At 61.4% G+C, this 26,523-nt stretch carries 21 protein-coding genes and 3 tRNA genes; 15 read left to right on the top strand and 9 right to left on the bottom strand.

Annotation, left to right across the window (positions count from 1 at the left end; translation table 11 throughout):
- Positions 1-335 precede the first annotated feature (335 nt).
- From RY113_RS02150 to bcp, 3 genes are all read left to right on the top strand, one after another.
- Positions 336-408, top strand: a tRNA-Lys gene (locus RY113_RS02150).
- Between the two features lie 70 nt (positions 409-478).
- Positions 479-551: transfer RNA gene (locus tag RY113_RS02145), tRNA-Lys, on the top strand.
- A gap of 257 nt (positions 552-808) precedes the next feature.
- On the top strand, positions 809-1,285 hold the full coding sequence (bcp, locus tag RY113_RS02140; protein ID WP_110106690.1) for a thioredoxin-dependent thiol peroxidase: 477 nt from the start codon (positions 809-811) through the stop codon (positions 1,283-1,285).
- A gap of 80 nt (positions 1,286-1,365) precedes the next feature.
- On the opposite strand, the gene RY113_RS02135 is transcribed toward bcp, so the two are convergent.
- A tRNA-Leu gene (locus RY113_RS02135) sits at positions 1,366-1,447 on the bottom strand.
- A 179-nt stretch (positions 1,448-1,626) separates the two neighbouring features.
- On the opposite strand from RY113_RS02135, the gene RY113_RS02130 reads away from it, so the two are divergent.
- The 3 genes from RY113_RS02130 (at position 1,627) to RY113_RS02120 (ending at position 8,288) form a co-directional block, all read left to right on the top strand.
- Positions 1,627-3,294, top strand: coding sequence for an ABC transporter substrate-binding protein (locus RY113_RS02130; protein ID WP_315913141.1), 1,668 nt, complete (start codon positions 1,627-1,629; stop codon positions 3,292-3,294).
- 160 nt (positions 3,295-3,454) lie between these two features.
- Positions 3,455-4,942, top strand: a complete 1,488-nt coding sequence (locus tag RY113_RS02125) for a malate:quinone oxidoreductase (RefSeq protein WP_315913140.1) — start codon at positions 3,455-3,457, stop codon at positions 4,940-4,942.
- 67 nt (positions 4,943-5,009) lie between these two features.
- Positions 5,010-8,288, top strand: a complete 3,279-nt coding sequence (locus RY113_RS02120; RefSeq protein WP_315913139.1) for an efflux RND transporter permease subunit — start codon at positions 5,010-5,012, stop codon at positions 8,286-8,288.
- Between the two features lie 120 nt (positions 8,289-8,408).
- Here the strand turns inward: RY113_RS02120 and RY113_RS02115 are convergent, their stop codons facing one another.
- Together RY113_RS02115 and RY113_RS02110 are read right to left on the bottom strand one after the other, a co-directional pair.
- Positions 8,409-9,362: a hypothetical protein gene (locus tag RY113_RS02115; RefSeq protein WP_315913138.1), complete on the bottom strand. Its 954-nt coding sequence runs from the start codon at positions 9,360-9,362 to the stop codon at positions 8,409-8,411.
- Positions 9,363-9,486: 124 nt separating this feature from the next.
- On the bottom strand, positions 9,487-10,962 hold the full coding sequence (locus RY113_RS02110) for an MFS transporter (RefSeq protein WP_315913137.1): 1,476 nt from the start codon (positions 10,960-10,962) through the stop codon (positions 9,487-9,489).
- Between the two features lie 229 nt (positions 10,963-11,191).
- Here RY113_RS02110 and RY113_RS02105 point away from each other — a divergent pair, with 229 nt between their 5' ends.
- Both RY113_RS02105 and RY113_RS02100 read left to right on the top strand, forming a co-directional pair.
- Complete coding sequence (locus tag RY113_RS02105) at positions 11,192-12,319, top strand: LLM class flavin-dependent oxidoreductase (RefSeq protein WP_315913136.1); 1,128 nt, start codon at positions 11,192-11,194, stop codon at positions 12,317-12,319.
- 2 nt (positions 12,320-12,321) lie between these two features.
- A complete protein-coding gene (locus RY113_RS02100) occupies positions 12,322-12,774 on the top strand; it encodes a MarR family winged helix-turn-helix transcriptional regulator (RefSeq protein ID WP_110106685.1) in 453 nt (150 codons plus the stop codon).
- On the opposite strand, the gene RY113_RS02095 is transcribed toward RY113_RS02100, so the two are convergent.
- Entirely contained in the window at positions 12,771-14,297 is a 1,527-nt protein-coding gene (locus tag RY113_RS02095) for a M20/M25/M40 family metallo-hydrolase (RefSeq protein WP_315913135.1), read from the bottom strand. The two genes, RY113_RS02100 and RY113_RS02095, sit on opposite strands and share 4 nt — an antisense overlap.
- A 61-nt stretch (positions 14,298-14,358) precedes the next feature.
- Between RY113_RS02095 and RY113_RS02090 the strand changes: the two genes are divergently transcribed.
- From RY113_RS02090 to RY113_RS02060, 7 genes are all read left to right on the top strand, one after another.
- Positions 14,359-15,222, top strand: a complete 864-nt coding sequence (locus tag RY113_RS02090) for a fumarylacetoacetate hydrolase family protein (RefSeq protein ID WP_110106683.1) — start codon at positions 14,359-14,361, stop codon at positions 15,220-15,222.
- A gap of 103 nt (positions 15,223-15,325) precedes the next feature.
- Entirely contained in the window at positions 15,326-15,832 is a 507-nt protein-coding gene (locus RY113_RS02085) for a GtrA family protein (protein WP_315913134.1), read from the top strand.
- Positions 15,833-15,977: 145 nt separating this feature from the next.
- The gene (locus RY113_RS02080) at positions 15,978-16,442 is read left to right on the top strand and encodes a hypothetical protein (RefSeq protein ID WP_315913133.1); all 465 of its coding nucleotides are present in this window, start codon (positions 15,978-15,980) and stop codon (positions 16,440-16,442) included.
- Entirely contained in the window at positions 16,423-17,988 is a 1,566-nt protein-coding gene (locus RY113_RS02075) for a cell wall metabolism sensor histidine kinase WalK (RefSeq protein WP_211315132.1), read from the top strand. The genes RY113_RS02080 and RY113_RS02075 overlap by 20 nt, the downstream gene beginning before the upstream one ends.
- Positions 17,989-18,651, top strand: coding sequence for a response regulator transcription factor (locus RY113_RS02070; protein ID WP_110106679.1), 663 nt, complete (start codon positions 17,989-17,991; stop codon positions 18,649-18,651).
- A gap of 101 nt (positions 18,652-18,752) precedes the next feature.
- Positions 18,753-19,466, top strand: coding sequence for a DUF4956 domain-containing protein (locus tag RY113_RS02065; RefSeq protein WP_315913132.1), 714 nt, complete (start codon positions 18,753-18,755; stop codon positions 19,464-19,466).
- Positions 19,463-20,251, top strand: coding sequence for a polyphosphate polymerase domain-containing protein (locus tag RY113_RS02060; RefSeq protein WP_110106677.1), 789 nt, complete (start codon positions 19,463-19,465; stop codon positions 20,249-20,251). The genes RY113_RS02065 and RY113_RS02060 overlap by 4 nt, the downstream gene beginning before the upstream one ends.
- Positions 20,252-20,261: 10 nt before the next feature.
- On the opposite strand, the gene RY113_RS02055 is transcribed toward RY113_RS02060, so the two are convergent.
- The 5 genes from RY113_RS02055 to RY113_RS02035 form a co-directional block, all read right to left on the bottom strand.
- A complete protein-coding gene (locus tag RY113_RS02055; protein ID WP_315913131.1) occupies positions 20,262-21,425 on the bottom strand; it encodes a cysteine desulfurase family protein in 1,164 nt (387 codons plus the stop codon).
- Positions 21,422-22,342, bottom strand: a complete 921-nt coding sequence (gene nadC, locus RY113_RS02050; protein WP_315913130.1) for a carboxylating nicotinate-nucleotide diphosphorylase — start codon at positions 22,340-22,342, stop codon at positions 21,422-21,424. Before nadC ends, RY113_RS02055 begins: the two co-directional genes overlap by 4 nt.
- Positions 22,339-24,159, bottom strand: coding sequence for an L-aspartate oxidase (gene nadB / locus RY113_RS02045; RefSeq protein WP_315913129.1), 1,821 nt, complete (start codon positions 24,157-24,159; stop codon positions 22,339-22,341). The genes nadC and nadB overlap by 4 nt, the downstream gene beginning before the upstream one ends.
- Entirely contained in the window at positions 24,156-25,499 is a 1,344-nt protein-coding gene (gene nadA, locus RY113_RS02040) for a quinolinate synthase NadA (RefSeq protein ID WP_110106673.1), read from the bottom strand. Before nadA ends, nadB begins: the two co-directional genes overlap by 4 nt.
- 120 nt (positions 25,500-25,619) lie before the next feature.
- Positions 25,620-26,393 carry an NrtR DNA-binding winged helix domain-containing protein gene (locus RY113_RS02035; RefSeq protein ID WP_110106672.1) on the bottom strand — a complete coding sequence of 258 codons (774 nt, stop codon included), beginning with the start codon at positions 26,391-26,393 and terminating at the stop codon, positions 25,620-25,622.
- Between the last annotated feature and the right edge of the window lie 130 nt (positions 26,394-26,523).

Raw genomic sequence — 26,523 nt, 5'->3', positions numbered from 1 at the left:
GCGCAAGCGTGAAGTGCGCCACTTTAGGTGGTTTGCCGGCGGTGGTTTGCCGGCGGGTGGCGGTACTGGAGGCGGCGGTACTGGAGGCGACTTGGGGGCTCGTGCTGGTGGGGGCTAGCCGGGCTTGCATGTACCCAGCGGCATTTTGCAGAGAATTTATTTGAGCAAATTCCCCGGAATAACAAGGATCTCAGGACCTCAGAATGTGATCCCTGCCGCAAAAGAGGCAAAATCCGACTAATCGATTTCACACCCGCACAAAAAAGCCGTATAGTTTCATGTCGTTGCAAAGAACACAGCAGACACAATCTGCTGAGTGCCACTGCAGCGAAGATGCACCCCTAGCTCAATTGGCAGAGCAATTGACTCTTAATCAATGGGTTTCCGGTTCAAGTCCGGAGGGGTGCACAGAGTAAGGCCGTTCCGGCATTGGTAACAACTAGTGCTGGAACGGTTTTTTACTGCAGTAAAAAAATACGCACCCCTAGCTCAATTGGCAGAGCAATTGACTCTTAATCAATGGGTTTCCGGTTCAAGTCCGGAGGGGTGCACAGGGTAAAACCGCTCCAACACTGGCAAGCGCCGGGGTTGGAGCGGTTTTTTGTTGCCCTTTTTGAAGTTGTCAGCAGCGCACGGCGCCAATTTGGCCCCTAACCCGCTACCACATCAGGCCGGCTGACCCATGAGGCCCGCTAACCCATCTGGTGCACCGGCGGCCAAAGTGCTGACAGGGCCGGATTCGTGCCCCGCAGCACACCTCACCTAGGCTGAAAACAAGATTTTCACCTTCCACCTTTCAGGAGCACCCATGACTGAACGTCTTGTCCCCGGCGATCCGGCCCCCGCATTCAACTTGCCCAACGCGGACGGCGGCACTACCTCGCTGGCAGACTTCGCCGGCCAGAAAGTGGTTTTATTCTTCTACCCGGCAGCCATGACTCCAGGTTGCACCAAACAGGCTTGCGATTTCCGTGACAGCCTTGCTTCCTTGCAGGGCGGTGGCTATAAGGTGTTGGGCATCTCCCCCGACCCCGTCTCCAAGCTGGAAAAATTCAAGGCTCGGGATGAATTGAATTACCCGCTCCTTAGCGACTCGGACCATAGCGTTGCTCTCGCCTACGCGGCCTGGGGTGAGAAGAAGAATTATGGGAAGACCTACGAAGGTTTGATCCGTTCCACCATTGTTCTCGATGAGAGCGGCAGCGTTGAGGTGGCCCAGTACAACGTGCGCGCCACCGGCCACGTGGCCAAGTTGCGCCGTGACTTGAAAATCGACGCCGCCTAACAGCTGCCGGCTAGCCGCCTGACCCAAGCATGAGAAAGGCCCCTTACCGAGGAATCCTCGAATAAGGGGCCTTTTTCTAGTGCGCAAGAGGGGACTTGAACCCCTACGCCCGAAGGCACAGGTACCTAAAACCTGCGTGTCTACCAATTCCACCACTCGCGCATGTGCATTGAAGCATGAACAATACTACCGTCTCCTCCGGGTAGTTTTAACCACAGCGGTCCAAACCCTGAGGAAGCCACCAGAATCAGCCACTATGATAAGTGGCTGATGGAGAGTCCGTGCTGCAAGGAGAACCCGAACGTGCCATGCCCTGCCAACCCAGTGCGCAAGGTGACCCAGTGCCCCTGAGTATCCTGCGAGCAACAGCCCTGGCCGCCATCGTTCTTCTGGGCGCAACTTCCTGCACTGCTCCTGCGCCCCAATCCCCCAGTACCACGGCGGCACCCACCCACGCCGTGACGCCCACCGTGTTCAATTTCGGTACGGGATCTGACCCGCTGGGTTTTGATCCGGCGCTGGTTGCGGACACGGAGTCGTACCGGGTAACACGCCAGATCATGGAGGGGCTGGTGACCATCAATCCGGTCACAGGGGCACCGGCACCAAGCCTCGCCACGAAATGGGTGGAGGATGCGGACGGGCTGCACTACACCTTCACCCTGCGCAAGGGTGTTTCTTTCCATGACGGGACCCCGTTTAACGCAGCGGCCGTGTGCGCCAACTTTGAGCGCTGGTACTCCCTGCCTCCGGCAATCCGCGCAGACGGCTCCACGTCCACCTTCAAACAAGTGTTCCGTGCCTTCAGCGACGATCCGGAAAACTCCCTCTATGAAGGCTGTACGGTTGATGACCCGCTGACGCTCACCCTGGGGTTGAAGACGCGGCTCACCGGATTCCTGCAGGCACTGACCGTGCCAGCCTTTGCCATCTCCTCCCCCACGGCGTTGAAGTCCTTTACCGCCAATGTGCTGGACCGCTCCTTCGCCGGGAACAAGGTATCCCGCTATGGATTGCATCCTGTGGGCACCGGACCGTTCACCTTTGGGCAGGCCTCCGCAGGGTCTGTGACCATGAACGCCAACAAAAACTATTGGGGTGAAAAGGGTCAGATCACCGTCTTGAACTTCAAAACCTTCGAACAGCCCGAAACCAGGCTGGCGGCCTTGGACGAGGGCTCCATCGATGGCTTTGACCCGGTCACGCCCAGTAATTTTGACAAGCTCATCAAGAGCGGAAAGCAGGTCCTGCAACGGGATCCCTTCTCTGTCATGTATCTGGGTATCAACCAGAGAGTCCCTGTACTGGCGGATCTGAAGGTGCGCGAGGCCATCGCATCAGCCATTGACAAGGCAACGCTTGCCAATAACTTCTTCATTGGCGGAACGGCCACTACCGCGCAGTTCATCCCCCCCAAGCTCAGCGGCTTCAATAATGCCGTGGAAGGCATTGGCTACGATCCACAGAAGGCAAAAACGCTCCTGGCAGGCTCCAGTTACAAGGGTGAAGAGCTCAGGTTTTACTATCCCACCAACGCCGCACGCACTTATTTGCCCACCCCTGAAAAGGTCTACGCCCAAATTGCTGTTGAACTGACAAAAGTTGGCTTCAACATCAAACCCGTCCCGATCCCGTGGAACGAAGGCTATCTGGCCGCCGTCACGGGAGACGGCAATCATGCCCTCAGCCTCATGGGATGGAACGGCAGCTATGCGGACCCGGACAACTTTGTGGGCCCCATCTTCGGCTCCCCGGGCGCCGAACTGGGACTGGTGGATCCGCAGCTGGTGTCCAAAATCACCCGGGCACGCAGCATGCCCAACGGAGCGGACCGTGTTGCCGCTTATGAGTCCATCAGCAAACAAATTGCAGCCACCGTCCCGGCTGTGCCCATCGTCTTCCCCATCTCCGCCATTGCCCTCTCTGACCGGGTGCTGTCCTATCCGTTGAGCCCGGTGCTCAATGAGGTCTTCAATGCCGTGCAGCTGGCTCCCCCTGCGCCAGGCTGAACCAGCCCGGTGCGGCACGCAGGCATTCTGAACCAGTCTGCCGCGGCACTTCAGGCGGGAACGAAGGCACGCCCTGCGGGGAACACGGTGCTGATTTATGCTTAGAGTCCTTGCCGCGATACGCTTCTAGCGCTAGGAAGAGCCTCTACTGGAGTTGACTGTGACCTTCATTTCGAACACCAAAGACGCTGACGTTGTCCTCATTGGAGGCGGCATCATGAGCGCAACGCTGGGCACTATGCTCAAGCAGCTGGAACCTAACTGGAAGATTGTGCTCTTTGAACAGCTCGATACTCCCGGTTTGGAGTCCTCCAGCCCCTGGAACAACGCGGGCACCGGACACTCGGCACTGTGTGAGCTTAACTACTCACCGGCGGCCGCAGACGGTTCAGTAAACCCGGCCAAGGCCATCAGCATTAACGAACAATTTCAACTCTCACGCCAGTTTTGGGCGCACCTGGTGGACGAATCATTGATCGGCTCTCCCAAGGGCTTCATCAACACCGTGCCGCATATGAGCTTTGTGATTGGTGAGGCGCACCGCAAGTTCCTCAAGGCCCGCCATGAGTCGCTGTCGGCAAACCCCGTGTTTGCCTCCATGGAGTACTCCGAGGACCCCGCGAAGATCGCCCAGTGGGCGCCTCTGGTCATGAAGGGCCGTGATCCCCAACAGGTTGTCAGCGCCACCCGAGCCGCGGAAGGCACGGATGTGGACTTTGGCGCTCTGACCCGCGAGCTCATGGGCTACATGGACAAGAACGGTGTGGAGATTAACTACGGCACCACCGTGACCGATTTGGCCCGCACCACTGACGGCGGCTGGGATGTTGGGCTCAAGCACCCCACCTCAGGCGAACACGGCAAGGTGAAGGCCAAGTTCGTCTTCATCGGCTCCGGTGGCGGCGCCCTGCACCTGCTGCAGAAATCAGGCATTCCCGAGGGTAAGGGCTTCGGCGGGTTCCCCGTCTCCGGCCAGTTCTTCCGCTGCACGGATCAAAAACTCGCTGCCAAGCACAGCGCCAAGGTCTACGGCCAAGCATCCGTGGGCGCCCCGCCCATGTCCGTGCCGCACCTGGACACCCGCTACGTTGACGGCCAGCGTTCCTTGCTGTTCGGCCCCTACGGCGGATTCTCCACCAAGTACCTCAAGACCGGCAGCTACATGGACCTGCCCGGCTCCATCCGCCCCAATAACATCATCCCCATGCTCGCCGTGGGCAAGGACAATCTGGACTTGGTCAAGTACTTGGTCACCGAGGTCACAAAAACCCATTCCGGCAAGGTGGATGCACTCCACGAGTACTTCCCCGAAGCGGACGGGAAGGACTGGGAGCTGATCACGGCAGGCCAGCGGGTTCAGATCATCAAGAAGGATGCCAAGAAGGGCGGAGTGCTCCAGTTCGGCACTGAAGTCATCACGGCAGCCGACGGCACCTTGTCAGCCCTGCTCGGTGCATCGCCCGGAGCATCCACGGCCGTGCCGATTATGCTGGAACTGTTGCAGCGCTGCTTCCCACGCCAGTACAAATTTCACTGGCAGGATTCATTGCGCACCATGATGCCCACCTATGGCACAAAGCTCAATGAAAATGCCGAACTCTTTGAAAAGAGCCTGGCTGCCACGGCAGCTTCTTTGCAGTTGAAGTAACGAGGGGGCCTTCAGCTCTTTTGATTGGGGCCCGGATCAGCCGGCAAGAAGCAGTGGGAGATTGTTAATGTTCAAATTGGCCACAATGTCGTTGGGCAACCGGGCCCTGATCGCGCTGATCACAATTTTTGCCATGGTGTTCGGGGTCATCACCTTGGGATCGCTGAAACAAGAGCTCATCCCAAGTATCGAGTTCCCGCAAATCACTGTGGTCTCGGCCATGCCCGGCGCCTCTCCAGCCGTGGTGGACAAACAAGTCAGCGCTCCTCTTGAAGCTGCGCTGAATGCGGTGGAGGGGCTGGAATCCAGCACCTCCACCTCCCGCAGCGGCGTCTCTACCATTAGCCTCTCCTTCGCTTATGGCACCAACCTGGACCGGGCCCGGAACCAAATTGACCGTGCCATCTCCAATGTCAGCCAGCGCCTGCCTGACGGTGTGCAACCGCAGCCGATCGCCGGGAGCATCTCCGATTTTCCGATCGTCTTCCTGGCAGTATCTTCGGATCAAGACCTCGCTGCACTGAACACGGATCTGGCACGCATTGCCGTGCCGCAGCTCATGAAGATCGACGGCGTCCGCAGCGCCGATGTCAGCGGCGCCAATTCCCAGCACATCCAAATCCTGCCCGATCCCGCCAAAATGGCTGCCGCGGGCGTAAACCCCGGTGACATCTCCCAAGCTCTGAGCAACAACGGCACTTTGGTCCCTGTCGGCTCCCTGGACACCGGTGGCACCACCTTGTCCATCCAGGCCGGCAGCCCCGTGGATTCACTCGACGCGGTCAAGGCCTTGCCCCTGGCCGGTGCAGCGGAGGGAATCCCCACCATCGCCTCCGTGGCTACTGTGACGCTGGCGGATGACCCCACCACCTCCATCACCCGCACCAACGGCAAAGCCACACTGGCCCTATCCATTACGAAAAAGCCTGAGGCAGACACGGTTTCGGTGTCCGAAGAGGTGGCAACCATGTTGCCACAACTGGCGGCATCAATGGGCAACAACACCAAGTTCACCACCGTCCTGGACCAGGCCCCGTTCATTGTGAAGTCCATTGACGATCTCGCCACGGAAGGCCTGTTGGGTCTTGGCTTCGCCGTCATCGTGATCCTGATCTTCCTCATGTCAGTGCGCTCCACCCTGGTCACCGCGATCTCCATTCCGCTGTCCCTGCTGGTGACGTTCATTGGCCTCTGGGCCACCGGCTACTCGCTGAACATCCTGACCCTGGGCGCGCTCACCATCGCGATTGGCCGGGTGGTGGATGACTCCATTGTGGTCATCGAGAACATCAAGCGGCATCTAAGCTACGGCGAGGACAAGAAGACCGCCATCCTGGCCGCCATCAAGGAGGTTGCGGCAGCCATTACGGCCTCCACCCTGACCACCGTGGCCGTGTTCTTGCCCATCGCGTTTGTGGGCTCGCTGGCCGGGGAGCTCTTCCGCCCCTTCGCACTGACTGTCACCTTTGCGCTGCTGGCCTCCCTGCTGGTCTCGCTGACCATTGTTCCCGTTCTGGCGTACTGGTTCTTGAAGTCCACGCCCGCGGTGGAGCACACCAGTTCAGGCACGGCCTCGGAGCACGACGCCGGCACCCCCTTGCGTGGGAAAGCGCTGCTGAGCGCTGTGGAAGAGAAGGAACGTTCGTCCTGGTTGCAGCGCGGCTACCTGCCCATCCTGGCCAAGACCCAAAAACATCCTGTTGTGACGCTCATTGCCGGTGGCATTGTGCTGGCCGCAACCCTGGCTATGACACCGCTGCTCCCTACCAACTTGTTAGGTGATACCGGACAGAACAGCATCACCATCCAGCAGGATCTGCCCCCGGGTACAAGCCTGCAAGCCAGCAACGAAGCTGCCAAGAAAGTTGAAAGCGTGGTGAGCGGCATTGACGGCGTCACCGATGTTCAGGTCACGGTGGGCAACGCCTCCGGCGGCTTCTCGGCGCTTCTCTCCTCCGGTGCTTCCAGCGCCTCATTCCAGGTCATCACGGATCCCGATGCGGACCAGGTGAAGCTCCAGGACACCGTACGTACCGCCGTCGAAGATATCAAGGATGCAGGCGTCATCAGCTTGGGGTCCCAGGGCGGCGGCTTTGGCATGTCTTCCTCCGTTGATATCACTGTCAAGGCCACCACGGGCGAGGAACTTCAACAGGCCAGTGAAACTCTGGTCAAGGCCATGACCGGGTTGGCGGGCGCGCAGTCGGTGGAAAGCAACCTCAGCGGCACCCAACCGGTTGTCCAGGTCAGCGTGAACCGGGCGAAGGCCGTTGCGGCCGGCCTGGATGAGCAACAAATCACGGGCTTGTTGGCCGCCACCGTCAGCCCCATCCCCGGCGGCACGGTGCGCATTGACACCACCGATTACAAGGTCCAGATTGGTCTGGGCACCCAATTTGATTCCGTGAAGGCCCTAGCAGCCGCGCAAATCCCCACCAAAACAGGGCCCGTACCCCTCTCGCAGGTGGCCACTGTTGAAGAGGTCCAGGCCCCGCTCACGGTGACATCCTCCAACGGCCAGCGCACCGCCACAGTTTCAGTGACGCCTGAGGGCAACGCTCTGGGCTCGCTCAGCGCCGAGGTACAAAAGAAGCTCGACTCGATGCAGCTGCCCGCTGGCACCATCGCTACCATTGGCGGCGCGGCCACGCAGCAGACCGAATCCTTCCAGCAATTGGGGCTGGCCATGCTGGCCGCCATCGCCATTGTCTATGTGATCATGGTGGCCACGTTCAAATCGTTGATTCAGCCGCTGATCCTGTTGGTGTCCATCCCGTTTGCGGCAACCGGAGCCATTGGTCTGCTGCTCATCACGGGCATCCCGCTGGGCCTGCCGTCACTGATCGGCATGTTGATGCTGGTGGGGATTGTGGTGACAAACGCCATTGTGCTGATTGACCTCATCAACCAGTACCGCCAACCTGCCGGAGACAGACCCGCCATGAACGTGGCCGACGCCATTGAACATGGTGCACGGCAGCGTTTGCGGCCCATTTTGATGACCGCGCTGGCCACCATCTTTGCGCTGACCCCCATGGCGTTGGGCCTGACCGGAAGCGGGGGCTTCATCTCACAGCCTCTGGCCGTTGTGGTGGTGGGTGGGTTGATCTCCTCCACGGTCCTGACCCTGATCCTGGTGCCGGTGCTGTACCGACTCGTTGAAGGACGCAAAGAACGCCACGATCTCATCAAGGCGCTCAAGGTGGTGCACGTACCGGCCAGCCATGCGGGTGCTCACGCGGGCGCTCAGGGCAGTACCGATACTGGTGCTCACGCGGGAGCTGGCTTCCAGGACTGGACTACCGGGGCCATCCCGAAGGTCCGCGGCCGCCGCGCCGCAGACTAACCGTCCAGCTCCAAGGGCATCAGCACCTGGGTTAACGCCAAATGGTTGAGGGACGTTGAAAATTCAACGTCCCTCAACTATTCCCTACGCCTTGGCGTGAGATGTTATTTTTTTCGTTTGTTAGAGCTTCCACCTGTTGATGCGGTAGGAATTGCCCAGCTTTTCAAACACGCCCGGGTTGGCGTCCCAGTAACTCTTGTGGCCGCTGACGCCCACTCGCTGCGGCGTTCCCCACGGCGTAACAGAAAAAAGGTTGATCGCTTGAATGTCCTCACCGTTGGCGCTCTTGCAGCTGAACGAGATGACAACGGCCTGGCCGCGGCGAAAATCTTGGATCGCCGGAGTGCTGGAGGTGAAGTCAGAGGCGCACTTGTGTCCCACCAATTGCTGGGTCAGCTCGGTTGTTGAAGCACCAGCCAATTTGCTCTGTGTGGCCTTGATAGCAGCCTTCACCGTGGCCGGATCGCTTCCGTGCTTGCCCTCATCACTTTCCGCGAAGAAGGCAAAGGCAGTGGAAATGCCGTCAGCGTCCAAGTCCTTGGTGCCCTGGGCCACCTGCTGCATCTCTGTGCCTGATTCGGGATCGGTGGTCTTGCCAAACGTGGTGTCATAATCCCAGGCCTTGAGGTACTGGAAGGAAGATTCTCCCGTCACGAACTTGGAGAACAGCGGATCTCCCTCCGCCGGAATCTCGGTGGGTCCCTCCAGCGCATCCCAGCCTTGTGGCAACGCAACGGCACCCTCTGGCATGGTGACGGCGCCATCACTGGGCTCATTCCCTGCCCCGGGACCGGTGGGCGTCGCGGCTTCGGAGGGAGCATCCCCGCTTCCGGCGTTAGCCGATGCGCTCTGGCTCGCGGCCACGGTGGGTGCTGATTCCCCCTCATTACCGGACTGAGTGAAAGAAGGGAGGACCCAGACCAACACCACCACAACCACAAGCACCACCGCCACAACCGCTGCGCCCACAACTATAAAGAGAGTCTTGCGGTTCCCTGGCCCTTGCTGGGGCATTGGCCCACCCGGAATCGGTGCGTTTGCAGGAGGCGGAGGCGCCCCGTTGTAGTTGCTCATGTATGTGCCTTTCCAGATTTCTTGTGCGCCTTAGAAAGGGTACCGGACGGCCGCTGCCCGCCCGCGTGTCGGGACTGAATCTCGGTAACATAACCCACGCGGAACCTCGCGAAAGCTGTGGAGCTTAGTCCACCGGGAGGGTGGGGCCAAAAGCCAGCTTCGGCACAAAGTACAAGGCGATCGCGGCAACAAGTGCCGTTACCCCGCAAATGGTCCACACCAACAAGTAGCCCTCCAACGGGGCAGCTGTGGAGCCAGCACCGGCAGTCAGCGAACCCAGTGCCTGTCCGGCAAGTGCAATGCCAAAGACACAGGATGCGAAAGCTCCGCCCAAGGTCTTTGTGGCGTTGGTCAGCCCTGTCGCCATTCCGGTTTGTGTCAGCGGAGCAGCAGCCGCGGCGGCGGAAGGCAGGGCAGCCACCAGAGCCCCGCTGCCAATGCCGGCGATCGCCATGTTGGTGAGCACCTGCACCGTGGAATCGTGAAAAGGCAGGAACATCAGGTATCCCAGGGCAACCATGAATGCTGCGCCCATCAAGGTGATTCGTGGAGTGGTCCATCTAGTGACAACGGGGTAAAGGAGGGCACCGGCCAGCATGCCCAGCACGTACACGCCGATCAGAACCGACACCACGGAAGCGCTGGCACCGAGACCGTAGCCAACCTCGGCTGGGGCGGTGCGGGCGAAGGTGGACAGAGGCGCTTGCGCACCCAATACCGAGACGCCGAACAGGAACGCGGTCAATTGGACCGGCCACATACTGGGCTTCCTCAGGAGGCGGATGTCGATCAGCGGGTCCTTGTGGCCAAGTTCGTAGCGTGTGAACGGAATCATGGCGGCAATTCCAAGCACCACGGCGGCCCACGCCCACCAGGTGCCGGGGCCGTTGATGCGCATGAAGGTCAGGCCGGCGGTGATCAGCAGCAGGCCGGTGGAGAGCAGGGTCAAGCCCATGAGGTCCAGCCTGCCACCCGTGCGGCTCTCGGATTCGGGAACACCGAACAGGATCACAAAGAAGCACAAGGTGACCGCGATGGCAGGAATCATAAGGGTCAGCCAGAGCATATCCGGCAGGGCGCCACCAATAAATCCACCGGCCAAGGCGCCAACAATCACGCCCAATTCCAGACCCGCCACGAGGATCCCCGCCGCTTTTCGTGTCAGCGCGGCACCGTCTAGCTGGTGGTGGGAGCGGCTGTAGATGAGCGCAATTTCCAGCGGCAGCCAGACAACGTAGAATCCCTGCAATGCCCATGCCGCCAGAAAGAACCAAAAGCTGGGGGCGAAGGCCACACCCCAGGACGCGGCCGCCGTCAATGCCGTGGAAATCAACAGCACTTTGCGGTGGCCCATCATGTCCCCCAGCTTGGCCAAGACCGGAACCACCAGGGCGGCGACCATGAGCTGTGCGGCTTCGAACCAGTTGACGTCGGCGTCGTGGATGCCAAGGTGGCGGGCAATGTCTGTCAGCAGCGGCGTGTAGTACCCCTGAAGGATGCCACTGGTGAGTTCAACCAGCACCAAGAATCCCACAACTGCTGTGGCGGTGGGTGCCAGGCGCAGGCCCCGCCCGGGCGTGCCGCGCTGGAATACAGCCATGGCTTGCCTCCAAATTTTTCCGGTGAATGGCACTGTACGTCTTGTGGGCATACTAGTACCCGCGAGTAACCCCGTGCCCAGAAACATCCTTTATGTCAGCCGCGCGTGGCGTGCGCTGGCGTGCGGAGGCACAGGGAACATTTTGGACTGCTAGCGGGTTAGCCCTATATTAGATACAAACGCATATATCTCCCGGAGCCCCCTGCGCCCGGGAGTCAAGGAGCACACCATGCAGTTCGGAATTTTCAGTGTTGGCGACATCACCATGGATCCCACCACCGGGCGAACCCCCACCGAGCACGAGCGCCTCAAAGCCATTACCACCATCGCCAAACACGCTGAGGACATCGGCATGGACGTCTTTGCCACCGGCGAGCACCACAATCCGCCGTTCTACCCCAGCTCCCCCACCACCATCTTGGGCTATATTGCCGCCCAGACGAAGAAGATCATCCTCTCCACCAGCACCACGTTGATCACTACCAACGATCCCGTGAAGATTGCCGAGGATTTCGCCACCTTGCAGCATCTGGCCGACGGCCGCGTGGATCTGGTGTTGGGACGGGGCAACATGGGCGCTGTGTACCCGTGGTTTGGCAAGAACAATCAGGATTCAGTGGAACTGACGGTGGAAAACTATTCGCTGCTGCGCCGCCTCTGGGATGAGGAAGTGGTGAACTGGGAGGGCAAGTTCCGCACACCCCTGCGCGGCTTCACCTCCACCCCCCGCCCGCTCGACGGCGTTGCCCCCTTTGTGTGGCACGGCGCCATCCGCACACCCCAGGTTGCCGAAATTGCTGCGTACTACGGTGATGGCTTTTTCGCCAACAACATCTTCTGGCCCAAGGAGCACTACCAGCAGCTAATTGGCCTGTACCGCGAACGCTACGCTCACTACGGCCACGGCACACCTGAACAAGCAATTGTTGGCTTGGGTGGGCAGTTCTTTATCCGCAAAAATTCGCAAGACGCCGTGAATGAATTCCGCCCGTACTTTGATAACGCCCCGGTCTATGGCCATGGCCCGTCCCTGGAAGACTTCACCTCCCAGACCCCGTTGACGGTGGGCAGCCCACAGGAGTTAATTGACAAGACGTTGACGTTCCGTGACTACTTTGGGCACTACCAGCGCCAGCTGTTCTTGGTGGATCACGCCGGGCTGCCATTGAAGACCGTCTTGGAGCAGCTAGATCTCTTCGGTGCTGAGGTACTCCCCACCCTCCGTGAAGAATTTGCAACCAACCGGCCCGCGTCCGTCCCCGACGCACCCACCTTCGAAGCCCGGCGCCAGGGCGCGGCGGTAAGTTCCGGCGTCGCGCCTTCAACAACATCGATCAATCCTGGCGGAGTGAACTAAAGATGTCAGCCGCCGCACACCGCCGCCTCGCTACGGAATCCTGGGAGTCACTGCTGCGAACGCAAGTGGCCGTTATGCGCGAATTACACAAGGAGCCCAGTTTCAAAGAACTGGGCAGCCGGGAATACGACATTTTGTATAACTTAACGCGCTGCCCCAGCGGCTGGCTGCGGCTCAACGAGCTCAACGAGCATGTCTTGCTGACCCAGCCGAGCATTTCCCGCATGGTGGACCGGCTCGAGGCGCGCGGGCTGATCCACCGCAAGACGGCGGAGGGCGATAGGCGCGGGGTGCTGATTGGGCTCACCGAGGAAGGCGCCGCGCTTCAAAAAGAGGTAGGGCGAGCGCATGTCAAGAACATCATGGAGCTGATGGAAGTGGCGCTCTCCGACGATGAAATGCGCACGCTGCTTGAGCTGACGAACAAAATCAGGGAGTCGGTGGCCAGCCGCTAGCTGCGTTCGCGTTCTCGCAGAGCTAGCTCGCGGCCCTGCAACAGCTCCCGGTAGAAGATAACTCCCGCGCCCAACGAACTGATGCGGACCCGTTCATTGACGGCGTGGAGGGAGGCACGGTCGCCAGCGTCCATCAGGAGCGGTGAAAACCTGTAGACGGCTGGCGAAATGGTGGTGAAGTGGCGTGAATCGGTGGCACCGGTCTGAATGTACGGTGTCACCACAGCCTCCGGATAGGAACGTGTTACCGCAGCACTGAGCAGGGCGAATTGTTCGTTGGTGAAGGAAGAGATGGGTGAGGGGTCATGCCCGGAAATCACTCTGAGCTCCACCTGTGGATCGTCGATGATGGCGCGGATATGTGCCACAACTGACTCAACACTCTCCCCCACGGCAATGCGAATGTTGGCGTTGGCGCGCGCAGTTGAGGCCAACACGTTGGCAGCCTTGCTGCCCTCCAGCATGGTCACGGCCACAGTGGTGCGGGTCAACGCCCGGGTCTCATCACCCACTACCCCAAATACCTGGGTCAGCAGGGACTTGAACATCCACATATTCTCTGTCACAAGCCGCATTGCAAAGCTGCTCTCAAGTCCTATGCGCCGCATCATTTCAACGATGGGCGCCGGCATGGAGCAAGGAAAGGGGGACTCTTCCAAGGCCACAATGGCTTGGGCTAAACGAACTGTGGCGCCCATTTTCGGCGGTGTCGAGGCATGCCCGCCAGCGCCCCTGGTGAGCAGTTCCAGATCCAAAATGCCCTTCTCAGCCACACCAATGACAGCCGCAGGGACCTTCAAGCCAGGGAACGCATCGAGAGCTACCGCGCCGCCTTCATCAAGGACCAGCCACGGCGCAACACCCCGGGCGGAAAGCAGCGCCACTGCCGCCTGGGCACTGTCGCCAGCGGTTTCCTCGTTGTTGCCAAAGGAGAGGTAGAGATCGTCAGTGGGCACAAACCCCTCCTCCAACAAGGATTCGACGGCGTTCATGATCACCACCAGCGCCCCCTTGTCATCCAGGGCCCCGCGACCCCACACATAGCCGTCCGTCTGAAGTCCTGAGAATCCAGGGTGCGTCCAGGCATCACGGGAATCCACGGGAACCACGTCATAGTGGGCCATCAAGACTGTGGGACGCGCCGGCGCATCCCCCCCGCGTCCTGCCCAGCGGAACAGGAGTCCTTGGCCGTTCACAAACTCCCGGGTCAAGGATGAGTGCACTCTGGGAAATAGCCGTTCCAACGCCGCGATGAAACCAGTGAACTGGTCCAACTCAATCTGATCGCGGGCAGTGGAGAAGACGGTGCGGAAGCGGATCAATTCGCTGAGCTGATCTGCGGCACCTTGGGCGTAGTGCGCACCAATATCTCCGGTTGGCTCTGCTGCGCCAAAGTCACCCGGCGGCGTTCCCGGCCCTGCCCGGAGTGCGCGGGCACCGATGACGGCTGCTGCACCGGCAGCCCCAACCGTGAATGCGGCAGTCAAAGCACGGTTCAGCATTTTTGTGTTTCCCTTAGCCATGTCAGGGAGTCTATGCCACGTGACTGTGAGCACACCCGCCCGCCGGAGGTAGGATGTCCTCATGACTTTAGTGCCCTACCGCCTTGCCCGTGTCCGCCCCCTTGAGGCCGCAGCGCAGAACCCAGGGCGGCGCAGTGCCGCACCGCCCCCACTGCCCGAGCAATTTTTTATCCGCAATGATGCGGCTGATTTCACCAGCCCGGAAGGGCAGATCTGGCACGTCGTGGAGACCCCGTTCCCCACCTCCGCCGCCAACCAGAACAGTGCCGCCCGTGAGGGCTGGACCCTGGGCGCAACGCTCACTGAGGACGAATTCACGTTCCTGGCTCCTTGCGCCCCGGTGAATGTTTTTGGCATGGCGCACAACACCGGCGCCCCCGGCCGTGCCCTTGATCCGCAGGCGTTCCACAAGGCGGCCAGCTCCGTGATTGGCCCAGGCGAGGCAATCAAGCTGAGCCCTACGGTAGGTTACGTTGATCCTGAGGCCGAGCTGACAATTGTCATTGGCCGGCCCGCCAAGAACCTGTCGCTGGAGAGTGCCCGCAGCGCCATCCTTGGCTTCACCATTGGCAATGATGTCTCCGCTCGTGACGCACAAAAATCCGATGAACTGTGGATCAGCGCCAAGAGCCCGGACACCTTCACCCCGCTTGGCCCCTGGATTGTGGTGGGCCTGGCGGACGACGGCGTGCCCATCAGCATTGTGCACAACGGAACCCAGCTGGCCCCCGCCTCGAGTGACGATCTGGGCTGGGGTGTGGATGAGATCCTGGTGTATCTAAGTAGCTTCATGACCTTGCAGCCCGGTGATGTGATCCTCACCGGATTCCCGGCCGAGTGCCGGCAGATCAGCCCAGGTGACGAGGTTGTTTGCTGTGTGGGTGGGATTGGCGAGCTGCGCAACCCCGTGGTGGCTGGGCCCTGACCGGCCTCTGGCCCACCAGTGAAACTCACGGCTGAAACTCACAGGCAACGTTCTTGGTGCTGATTGGGAGTTCACACAGTCAGCTGGCAGAATTTAGTTAGTTATGGCAACTACAACAACTCCGGAGCCACTCCCCGCCGAGCCTGTCATCACAGGCCGCGGGGTTTCTGGTGTGCTCAAAAGCTGGTGGCAGCACCATCCTGCCCTATCCCAGCAACTGCGTGGCTTTGCTGTTGTTGCCCTCATTTGCACCGTCATCTCCATGACGATTTTTGCCATCCTGCGCCCCACCATGGGAAACCAGTGGGCCAACGTCATTTCCTTGGTGTTGTGCTCATTCCTGAACACGGAACTTAACCGGCACATGAGCTTTGGCGTGAGCGGGCGCCACTTGTGGTGGCGGGACCAGCGCCGAGGAATCTGGGTCATGCTGCTGGCCTTGACCATGACCAGTGGCAGCCTGTGGGCGCTCCATGAGATAGCCCCACAGGCCTCCCTCGTGGTGGTACTTGCCGTAATTGTTCTGGGCAATGTGGCCTCAGCCGTCAGCCGGTTTCTGCTGCTGCGCTACTGGATTTTCCGCAGGGTCCGCCACGGCAACCCTGCGTAAGGTCCATTAGAACCTTGGAAAGGCCGCCGCGGGAACCGGGTTGGTGACTTTGCAGCCTGGTCCACTCCACGGTGAACCCAAAAACCCCTCTAACGCCCGCTAACAGTTTGCTCTAATTCGCCCCACGGGCAGGGAACATGTTTGGATGAGAGAACTCTCATCCCCGCCTCATGTGGCTGGCACCGTCATGCGAAAGGATTGGGGCATGCAGATTCCACGGTTCATCCTCATCACCTTCCTGGCCGTGCTGGTGGGTGGAACCACGCTGGCCACCACACTGCTAGTTTCAAGTTCCGAACCCGAGCTGGGCGAAAGCATCGTGGTCACCCCCGCGTGGACCCCGCCCACAGGGAAGATCACGAGTGAGCCCTCTGCCAGCAATCCGCCCGCGAGCACGTCCCCTTCCAGCACCCCGACAGAGGGCAATCTTCCACCGGAGCTCCCGGCCGCACCCTTACCCATAATCGTTCCACCGCCGAACCCGGTGCCCGCAAGGCCCCTCCCACCATCGAATGGGGCCATCGAAGTTCCCGTCTGCGCACCGCTGGCAGGGGACGAGGATTGCGATGACGATTGGGAAGACTACTGGGATGACTATTATGATGACTAATCGAGGCGGGCGAGCTCCCCGCCAGCACCCAACGGCTCGTGAACCTCGTACTCCGAGCGCCAGGGCGCGGATTATTGGCGCCATGGTGCTGCTGCTGACCCTCGCGTTCGCGGCGTCCATTGTGCTCTCGGCACAGATCCTCAATGCCCGTATAGATGCGCTGCTGGATGGCCGGCTCACTCATGCGGCCACGAGTTTGCGCACCTTTGCAGCGTCTTCGGCAGCCGACTCCGAGTTCACCTCCGATGATCTGCTGACCCGGTACTTACAAGACACCGTGCCCAATAACGCCGAGACTGCCTTTAGCCTGCTGGGGAATGCACCGCACCGGCGCATGGCCGGGGACCCTCCCGTGCGTCTGGACAGGGACCCGGTGTTCTTAGCTCTCGTGGGAGGCCATGATGAACCTGTTTACGGGCGGTACAAGTCAGCTGCCGGAGAAGTAGCCTACGCTGTGCTACCGGTGCAGGTGGAGGGCGATCCGCAGCTTGGGGCCGTGATCAGTGTGCAATTCCGCAATGAACTTGCCGCGCCGCTTTTTAGTTCACTGAGAATTTTCGCCCTCTCCGGCGTTCTGGCTGTCATTGGCGCCGGCATTACCAGCTGGCTCATTGCCGGGCGCGTGTTGGCACCCCTGCGGCAAGTTCGTGAGACCGCCGAGACCATCAGTGAGACTGACCTGCAGGGCCGGATTGAGGTGAACGGCCGTGATGATGTTGCCGCCCTCGCCAGCACGTTCAACCGCATGCTGGACCGTCTCGAGATGGCCTTTGCCACACAGCGTCAATTCGTGGACGACGCCGGACACGAGTTGCGCACGCCCATCACCGTGATCAGGGGTCACCTTGAGATGATGAGTGAGGACCCGGCTGAGCGCGCCGACACCGTAGCCCTGGTCACCGATGAGCTTGACCGTATGAGCCGGATTGTCAATGACCTGTTGTTGTTAGCGAAGTCCCAACAGCCCGATTTCCTCATGCCGCAAAACGTTGAGCTCATGGACTTGGTAGTGGATGCGCTGAGCAAGGCCCGCATACTCGGCCCACAGCACTGGGCCATCGATGAACTCGCTGAGGGCCAAGTGGTCGCCGACGGCCAGCGTCTAACCCAGGCCCTCATGCAGTTGGCAGCCAACGCCGTGGCCCACACCCCGCACACCGGCACCATTGCTTTTGGCTCCAGACTGGACCCTGCCCACCAGCTAGAACTTGATTCCGTCCACCGCAACGGCACCCTGTTGTTGTGGGTGCGGGATACCGGATCGGGGATAGCCGTGGAGGAACAAGAGGGCATCTTTGACCGTTTCCACCGTGGTTCTGGCCGCCGTCAAAGCGCTGGTGCGGGGCTGGGCCTGGCCATCGTCAAATCCATTGCCGATGCCCATGGCGGTACGGTTTCCGTCCTTAGCGCACCGGGCGCGGGAGCCACCTTCACCCTCACACTGCCCATCCAGCTTCCGCAGGAAGAAAGCGATGAGCCACTGAAACCGGGCACAGCACGCGTTGGAGAACTTGCACACATTTTTAATGAAACCGGAGAGCACTAAATGAAACGCATCCTGATCGCAGAAGATGAAGCCCGCATCGCAACCTTTGTACAAAAGGGGTTGAACGCCGAGGGCTATGTCACACATGTTGTTACTGACGGACAGTCAGCCTATGAAGAGGCCCGCTCCTACGCCTATGACCTGCTGATCTTAGATATTGGCCTGCCGGTCATGGACGGGCTATCGGTGCTGCACAGGCTGCGTCAAGACCTGGTGGACATCCCCGTGCTGATTCTCTCAGCCCGCAGTAGCGTGGAGGACAAGGTGGCCGGTCTGGGCGGCGGGGCGGATGACTACCTGCCCAAGCCGTTTGCTTTTGAGGAATTGCTGGCCCGGGTCCGGTTGCGCCTGCGCGGGCATGTCATGGAAGAGGCAACCGTCTTGACGGCAGGGACCATGATCCTGGACCTGCGTACCCGCCGCGCCCTAGTTGACGGTGTTGCCAAGGATCTCAGCGCCCGCGAATTCGCCCTGGCCGAGACCTTGTTCCGGCACCGGGACCAGGTGCTTTCCCGCGAACAGCTGCTCTCCCAGGTGTGGGGCTTTGACTTTGACCCCGGCTCCAACATTGTGGATGTCTACATCAGGTACCTGCGTAAAAAGTTCGGCGCCGAGCGCATTGAGACGGTCCGCGGCATGGGGTACAGGCTCAAACTGGACTGATGCGGAGTTCATGAGAGGTCTCTCATTTCCGTCTCCTTTTTCTCTCATACGCGTACTGAACAGTAGTGATTAGGAAATCAATCACTCGTTTAGGAGCCCTCATGTTCAATCTGTGGATTGCACTGGCAGCAAACCTTGTCTGTATCACCGTTCTGGTCTACGCCGTCTACTTCCCCCGCTACCAGCGCCGCGACCTGGCCATCGCCTACGTATGCCTGAACGTGGGCATCATGCTGGTGACCATGCTCTTGTCCGGCAGTGGGGCCGGCATGGGCCTGGGCTTGGGATTGTTTGGCGTACTCTCCATCATCCGGCTCCGCTCGGATACCCTGACCCAGGGCGAGATCGGCTACTACTTCGCCGCACTGGTCCTGGGTTTGATGAACGGCCTGCACCCGGACCCGGCTTGGCTCTCCCCCGTTCTCTCCGCGGCACTGGTGGCTGTGCTCTACCTCGCCGATCATCCCCGGATCGCACCGCGCACCCGCCGCCAGAGCATCACCTTGGACCGCGCCTACGCCAATGAGGTGGAACTGCGTGACGCACTCGAGTCATTGCTGGGCGGGCCCGTCACCCGCATCGAAGTGATCTCCTTGGACGTTGTGCGTGACATGACCGTGGCCGACGTCCGCTACAAGACCCCCACCCCCGCTGCCCTGGCCGCCAAGTCTTCAGCATCCACCGGGAGCACCGAATCCAATCCGATGGCGGGCACACAGCCGGCCTTGAGCACGGCGGACCTTGAGGCTGTGCTCTTTGATGCGAGCGATGCCACCTCAGCAGCAGCGCCGCTCCATGCGCAGTCACATTCATGACCTGCGCAGAAGTCCTCGAGGCCGGTGCCGGCCAGCGCCGTCCCATCAGCCTCGCGGAGGTGAATGAGGAAGCTGCGCTGCAGCGCCGCGTAGATAAAAAGTTCCTGCTGACCAGCAACGAACTGGCCACCCTCATGGCGGCCTTGGACGACGATTTCGCCATCATGGAAATCGGCCAGCGCCGCATCTTCGGCTACAGCTCCACCTACTTCGACACCCCAGATCTGGACCAGTTCCGGGCCCACCGCCAGGGCCGGCGGCGCCGTTTCAAGGTCCGCACCCGCACCTACCTGGATTCCGGATTGTGCATGTTTGAGGCCAAGTTGAAGGGTCTGCGCGGGGAAACGGACAAGTACCGGATCCCCCACCCGTTGGATGAGCGCACCACCATGAACCACGACGACGAGGCATTCTTGGCCGAGCTGCTCGAGACTGAATACGGGATCCCCATGCCCGCTCTGAACCCGGTCATGACCGTGGACTACCGTCGAGGCACGCTCGTCAACCCGCACAGCCGCGAAAGGCTCACCTGCGATGTGCAGTTGGTGTGCAAAGACCAGGACCAGGAAGTGGCCGGGCCTGACCTGGTGGTGGTTGAAACAAAGTCAGCCGACGGGCGCGGGGTTGCTGATCGGGTCCTGGCCGAGATGGGCATCCGGGACCTGAGCATGAGCAAGTACTGTGTGGGCATCGCCTTGCTCCACCCCAATCTTCCGGCCAACCGCTGGAATCGGATATTGCGCAATCGCTTCGACTGGGACAGGGCCCCGGCCTTCGCCAACTAGCGAACCGAAGTTAGCTCAGCCGTAATACCCGCGCCACGGCGGCCACCAGTTCGGTGGCCGCCGTCGCCAATTCACCAGACTGCACGTCAGCAGGAAAACTAAAGCGTAGGGCCGTCTGGGCCACACCCCGCTCGAACCCCATGGCGCTCAGTACGGCCGACGGCTCATCGGAGCCTGCCGCACAGGCCGAGCCCGATGAGCACACAATCCCGCGCCTCTCCAACTCCAGCAGCACCGATTCCCCACTGGTGCCAGCAAAACAGAAGGAAGCCACATGGGGCAGCCGCCTAGTTGGATGCCCCGTCAGTTCCCCACTGGGCAGCTCGCCCAGAACTTGCTCGATGAACTCCTCCCGCAGAGCAGTGACACGTATGGCCGCGGCCTCCCGCCCCTGTTCCGCCAGTGTCAACGCCGTGGCCAGGGCAACGGCAAAAGCCACGTTCTCTGTCCCGGAACGTCCCCCGCGTTCCTGACCGCCGCCATGGATGAGCGGCTCATAGCGGGTGCCGCCCTTGATATAGAGCAGACCTACCCCCTTGGGCGCACCGATCTTGTGCCCCGATAAGCTCATGGCTGTGACACCCAAGGCGCCCACCTGTAACGGCAGCCAGCCCGCCGCCTGGACGGCGTCGCTATGCAGTGGCACCCCTGCGGCGGCGGCCACAGCGGCCAACGCCGGAAGGTCTTGAACCGTCCCCACCTCATTGTTGGCGTACATGATGGAGGCAACAGCCACCCCGCCCGCACTGCCGGAATCCAGCAGTGCGGCAAACACGCCAGGATCCACCAGAGCACTGGAATCCACCGGCACCACTTCCACTACAAAACCGTGCACGCGGCGCAAGAACTCGGCCGATTCCACAATGGCCGGGTGTTCCACGGCGCTGATGAGCACCCGGTTCAATTGGGGGTTGGCTGCACGGCGGGCCAACGCGATGCCCTTCAAGGCAAGATTGTCTGCCTCGGTTCCCCCGGAGGTAAAGGTGAGCTCCTCGGGGTGGCAACCCAACGCCGTCGCACATTGCTCTCTAGCGTTAGCCAACGCGGAGGCTGCCAACTCCCCCAGCTCGTGGTGGCTGGAGGGGTTGCCGAACTGGTTGGTCAGGAACGGGAACATGGCTTCGATGACCTCCCGCCGGACGGGGGTAGTGGCAGCCGCGTCGAGGAAGATCACTGTAGTTCCACCGCAATATCCAGGCCCAGATCCAGGGCGCGCACGCTGTGGGTCAGGGCGCCGACGGAAATGATGTCCACACCCGTGCGGGCAATGCCGGCGATGGTTGAAAGATTCACGTTGCCGCTGGCCTCCACCAAGGCGCGGCCGGCCACCAACGCCACACCCTCCACGAGTTCTGCATTGCTGAAGTTATCCAGCATGATGGTGTCCACGCCAGCAGCCAGCACGGGCTCAACTTGCTCCAACGCATCCACCTCAACCTCAAAATGCACGGTGTGCGGTAGCTGGGCACGGACGGCTGCGAGCGCCGCCGTCAATTTGGTGGTGTCCCCGCCGGTCAGCACGGCCAGGTGGTTGTCCTTGGCCAGCACGGCGTCTGAGAGCGAGAACCGGTGGTTGTGCCCGCCGCCGCAGCGCACCGCGTAGCGTTCCAGGATGCGCAGTCCAGGGGTGGTCTTTCGAGTATCGGTGACACGCGCCTTGGTGCCTTCAATGAGGGCAGCGTACTCCGCGGTCTGGGTGGCAATGGCGCTCATGCGCTGGGTCAAATTCAGCGCAATCCGCTCCGCCGTCAGCACCGCGCGCGCCAGCCCTGTCACGGACATGAGCCGCTCCCCTGCGGCGAATCGTGCGCCGTCGGCAGTGAGCTGTTCCACGTGCGCACCCGGGTCTTGCAGAAGCATGGCGGCCGTGAACACCTCACCTCCGGAGAAGATGCCGGGTTCGCGCGCCACCAGCCAGGCCGTGGCCCTCGCCTCGGCCGGAAGCAGCGTGGCCGAGGTAATGTCCCCATACGGGGCGTCTTCGGCGAACGCCCTCAGGAGAATCTCCGCCACGGCGTTACCTGGCAGCGGGGGAAGCCACGCAGTGGTGTGCAAGTCTGTGGCCTCTACGGCAGGTACGACGGCGTTCATACTGTTTCGCTTTCACGCTGGAATTTGACGGGGTTCATGTGGGAGACGGTGGCAGCCCGGTGCTGGAAATCCCTCGCCGCAGCATGGGAGGAGGAGGCGGTGCGGGAGGAGGCGGTGCGGGAGGAGGCGGTGCGGGTCCTGATCGGAGGGTCCGTGAAATCAGCACGGAAGTGGGCACCCACGGAGTTCTCCCGGCTCAGTGCCGCATGAACCAAGAGCTGCGCCACGGTGAGCAGGTTCAACGCCTCGGCTTCTTCACGGCTAGGGACCGCGGTCCGGGCGGGCATCTCTCGCTGCGCGCGCCACCCTGCCAGGACCTCTGCGGCATGGCGCAGGCCCTGCGCATCCCGAAACACCCCGGCATGAGCACTCATCAGGGCCTGCAAGGTGTCCTTGCTAAAAGTAAGCGCATCCGCGTGGACGGATAATGGCGTTGCCCCGCCAAGCTGCATCTGGGCATGACTGTACTGGGCGTGACTGTACTGGACGTGACTGCTCTGGGCGTGACTGCTCTGGGCATGACTGCTTTGGGCGCCAACATTTCCCGTGCCAGCAGCCATTTCACGCAGGAAGGCATCCACAGCTCGGCGGCCAAACACCAAGCCTTCCAGAAGTGAGTTTGAGGCAAGCCGGTTGGCTCCGTGCACTCCGGTGCAGGCTGCTTCTCCGGCCGCATAGAGTCCGTGCAAGGAAGTTTCGCCATCTTGATTGGTGGCGATGCCGCCCATCCAGTAGTGCGCGGCCGGGGTGATGGGCAGCCACTCCCGTGTCCAGTCGAAGCCCAGCGCCTGTGTCTTGGCAGCAATGGTGGGGAAGCGGCGGCTTAGATAACCCGCCCCCTGCGCCTGCTCAATGCCTGTTGCATCGAGGTAGACGGATTGGCCGTCCCTGCCGTCGCGCAGGTGGGCGGCAATGCTGCGGGACACCACATCCCGGGGCGCAAGATCGCCGTCGGGGTGGTATCGAAGCATGAACGCCTCACCCGCAGCATCTCGCAGAACGGCCCCTGCACCTCTGACGGCCTCGGAGATCAGGAAATTCTCCCCCACGGCAAGTGCCGTGGGATGGAACTGGAAATATTCCAGATCAGCCACCACGGCCCCGGCACGCCAGGCGAGGGCAACGCCGTCGGCCGTGGCCACGGCGGGATTGGTGGTCGCTGCGAAAAGCTGCCCGGCTCCCCCGGTGGCGAGCAGCACGGCGTCGGATCTCAAATCAATCATGCCGGGCTCACCCTGTGGGAGCTCGCGGTGGTAACGCACACCCTTGACACTGCGCTCCAGGACACTGCGCTCCAAGGCGGCGCCCTCCAGAACCAGCAGATCATGCACGAAGGCGTGTTCCACAAGCGTTACGGCGCCGCGTGCTGCGGCAGCCCGGACGGCCTTGATCAGCCCGTTGGCGATGGCGGCGCCCGTGGCATCACCTCCCGCGTGCAGGATACGGGCCGCGGAGTGGGCACCTTCTAGGCCCAGCGCCCTGCGACCGCTGGCGTCACGGTCAAAACGAACACCAAAATGCTCGATCGCGGCAATGTCACCCGCCGCCTCCGTGCATAGAATACGTACGGCCTCGGGGTCGCACTCTCCGGCACCGGCCTTGAGGGTGTCGGCAATGTGCGCCTCGACGGTGTCGCCCGGGGCGGCAGCGCCGTCTGGCAATACGGCGCAGATCCCGCCCTGCGCCTGATGGGTGTTGCTCTGCGCGAGCGCACCCTTGGTCAGCAGCGTGACCTGAACCCCGGCCTGGGCCGCGAGCAAGGTGGCGTAGAGGCCGGCCACCCCGCTGCCAACAACCACCAGGTGGCGGGCGCTCATGCGCGTGCTGCGCTGCGTGGTTTGGCGGCGAGCATCCGCTCAAGCGCAATCCGGGCGTTGACGGCCGTGGTTTCCGGGACGGTGATTTGGTTGCGCACCTCACCGGCCACCAAGCCTTCCAGCACCCAGGCCAGGTAGCCGGGGTGGATGCGGTACATGGTGGAGCAGGGGCAGATCACCGGGTCCAGGCAGAAGATGGTGTGCTGCGGGTACTGTGCCGCGAGCCGGTTGACCATGTTGATCTCGGTGCCAATGGCAAAAGTGGTGCCGTCCGGGGCGCCCTGGATGGCTTTGAGAATGTAGTCTGTGGATCCTGCCTCGTCGGCGGCATCCACCACCTCCATGGGGCATTCGGGGTGCACAATCACGCGCAGGCCGGGGAAGTCCGCGCGTGCCTTCTCAATCTGGGCCACCGTGAAGCGCTTGTGCACGGAACAAAATCCCTGCCACAGCACTACTTTCGCGGCCTCCATGACCTGCTGGCTGTTGCCTCCCAAGGGCAGCCGCGGATTCCACAACGGCATCGCCTCCAACGGGATGCCCATGGCCTTGGCGGTGTTGCGGCCCAGGTGCTGATCGGGGAAGAACAGTACGCGCTGGCCGCGCTCAAAGGCCCAGTCCAGCACGGTGGAGGCGTTCGAGGAGGTACACACAATCCCGCCGCGCTCCCCGCAGAACGCTTTGAGCGCTGCCGAGGAGTTCATGTAGGTGACGGGGATAACCGGAACCCGGCCCTCGGCGTCGGGCTCTGTACCGTAGAGCGCCTCCAATTCCGCCCAGCATGCCTCAACGGAAGGTAGATCCGCCATATCTGCCATGGAACAGCCAGCTGCCAGGTTCGGCAGAATCACGCTCTGGTGGCTGCCGGAGAGCATATCTGCCGTCTCGGCCATGAAGTGCACGCCGCAAAATACAATGGCTTCGGCTTCGCTGCGGTTCTTCGCGGCGTTGGCGAGTTGGAAGGAGTCCCCCACGAAGTCCGCAAACGCCACCACTTCATCACGCTGGTAGAAATGCCCCAGCACCACCACGCGTTCCCCAAGTACCGCTTTCGCGGCACGGATTCGCCCCTCAAGCTCGGCGTCAGAGGCGTCCTTGTACTCCTGCGGCAGCTGCCCCTGCACGGGAGTGGAGGCCGGGGCCGTGTCCTCATTGGAGGCGCCGGGGCCATAGCCCGGTGTACCGGCGAGTGCCTCGGCGAGATCGAACTCCCAAGGGCCCTGGGCCAGATCCTCGTCACAGCTTTCCTGCGCCCGGCCCGGCTGGCCTGGGATGTGGGACTGGGCAGCTTCGGCCTGCTCTCGGGTTATGAGCTGGATGGTGGTGTTCACGGATGACATGGCGTGCTCCAAAGGGTTGAGGCAGTGAGGATTGCGTGCGTGGGGCTGAGTCTGGTGGTTGATTCTGGTACTTGATTCTGGGCCGTGCCTGCTGGTGGTGCGGGAGGGTTGACCTTGAGGCTAGAGGGTGGGCGGCGGGTGCCCTGGCGGGCCTGCTCTTTCCAGGAGGGGTTGCTCCAAGAGATGGGTTTTCACCAGGTGATTGTTGGTGCCGCTGTAGCGGTAGAGCCGGGGCGGGCGGTGCTTGCCGCCTTGTAAAAACTCGTCGGTGGGTTCAATGCCTGCTGTCTGCTTGAGCTGGCGGCGGAAGTTGGCCGGGTCAACGCTGCGGTTCAGCACGGCTTCGTAGACCTCACGGACCTGAGCCAAGGTGAACTTTTCGCCGAGTAGATGGTACGCAATGGGACCGTATTCCATCTTGTTGCGCAAGCGCCACAGTGCGTATTTGACGATCTCATTGTGGTCAAAGGCCAGTTCTTGCAATCCGTCGGCCCGGAACCACTGAACGTTCTCCGATTCTTCTGCCTGTTCGGCCTCGGTGGACTGCACCAGAGCCCAGTACACAATCGAGACCACGCGCTGACTGGGCGAACGGTGCAAGCCGCCGAAAGCGTAGAGCTGCTCAAGGTAGCTAGGTGCAAGGCCGGTGGTGTCCTGCAGGTTCCGAGCCGCCGCATCCAGCAGCGATTCGGCCTGTGTCAGGGGTCCGCCCGGCAACGCCCACAGCCCTTTAAAAGGTTCGCGAATGCGTTTGACCAGCGGCAGCCACAGCGTGGGCCGTCCTGAAGAAACACTGGGGCGGAGAGCAAAAATGACGGTCGAGATGGCCAGTGCAGGGGGCTGCGCCAGGCGTTCGCTGACATTAGCTGCAGCCACTAAGGGCACTCGTTCCATGCCGCTCACCTCATTTCCCGACCCAACAAACCAGTTAGAGTCATATTGACTACAACTGATTCTACGGCCACAGGTGTCTTAGAAACAAATCTTTTACGCCAGAGGACCCGTCCATAGCGGCTCCGGAACC

It is taken from the genome of Arthrobacter sp. lap29, from assembly GCF_032458965.1.
In the GTDB taxonomy this organism is placed as follows: domain Bacteria; phylum Actinomycetota; class Actinomycetes; order Actinomycetales; family Micrococcaceae; genus Specibacter; species Specibacter psychrochitiniphilus.
This window is presented reverse-complemented; position numbering and strand designations above follow the sequence as displayed.

Coding starts and splice junctions, on each gene's coding strand:
- bcp (WP_110106690.1), top strand. CDS start 809: ATGACTGAACGTCTTGTCCCCGGCGATCCGGCCCCCGCATTCAACTTG.
- RY113_RS02120 (WP_315913139.1), top strand. CDS start 5,010: ATGTTCAAATTGGCCACAATGTCGTTGGGCAACCGGGCCCTGATCGCG.
- RY113_RS02115 (WP_315913138.1), bottom strand. CDS start 9,362: ATGAGCAACTACAACGGGGCGCCTCCGCCTCCTGCAAACGCACCGATT.
- RY113_RS02110 (WP_315913137.1), bottom strand. CDS start 10,962: ATGGCTGTATTCCAGCGCGGCACGCCCGGGCGGGGCCTGCGCCTGGCA.
- RY113_RS02105 (WP_315913136.1), top strand. CDS start 11,192: ATGCAGTTCGGAATTTTCAGTGTTGGCGACATCACCATGGATCCCACC.
- RY113_RS02100 (WP_110106685.1), top strand. CDS start 12,322: ATGTCAGCCGCCGCACACCGCCGCCTCGCTACGGAATCCTGGGAGTCA.
- RY113_RS02095 (WP_315913135.1), bottom strand. CDS start 14,297: ATGGCTAAGGGAAACACAAAAATGCTGAACCGTGCTTTGACTGCCGCA.
- RY113_RS02090 (WP_110106683.1), top strand. CDS start 14,359: ATGACTTTAGTGCCCTACCGCCTTGCCCGTGTCCGCCCCCTTGAGGCC.
- RY113_RS02085 (WP_315913134.1), top strand. CDS start 15,326: ATGGCAACTACAACAACTCCGGAGCCACTCCCCGCCGAGCCTGTCATC.
- RY113_RS02080 (WP_315913133.1), top strand. CDS start 15,978: ATGAGAGAACTCTCATCCCCGCCTCATGTGGCTGGCACCGTCATGCGA.
- RY113_RS02075 (WP_211315132.1), top strand. CDS start 16,423: ATGACTATTATGATGACTAATCGAGGCGGGCGAGCTCCCCGCCAGCAC.
- RY113_RS02070 (WP_110106679.1), top strand. CDS start 17,989: ATGAAACGCATCCTGATCGCAGAAGATGAAGCCCGCATCGCAACCTTT.
- RY113_RS02065 (WP_315913132.1), top strand. CDS start 18,753: ATGTTCAATCTGTGGATTGCACTGGCAGCAAACCTTGTCTGTATCACC.
- RY113_RS02060 (WP_110106677.1), top strand. CDS start 19,463: ATGACCTGCGCAGAAGTCCTCGAGGCCGGTGCCGGCCAGCGCCGTCCC.
- nadC (WP_315913130.1), bottom strand. CDS start 22,342: ATGAACGCCGTCGTACCTGCCGTAGAGGCCACAGACTTGCACACCACT.
- nadB (WP_315913129.1), bottom strand. CDS start 24,159: ATGAGCGCCCGCCACCTGGTGGTTGTTGGCAGCGGGGTGGCCGGCCTC.
- nadA (WP_110106673.1), bottom strand. CDS start 25,499: ATGTCATCCGTGAACACCACCATCCAGCTCATAACCCGAGAGCAGGCC.
- RY113_RS02035 (WP_110106672.1), bottom strand. CDS start 26,393: ATGGAACGAGTGCCCTTAGTGGCTGCAGCTAATGTCAGCGAACGCCTG.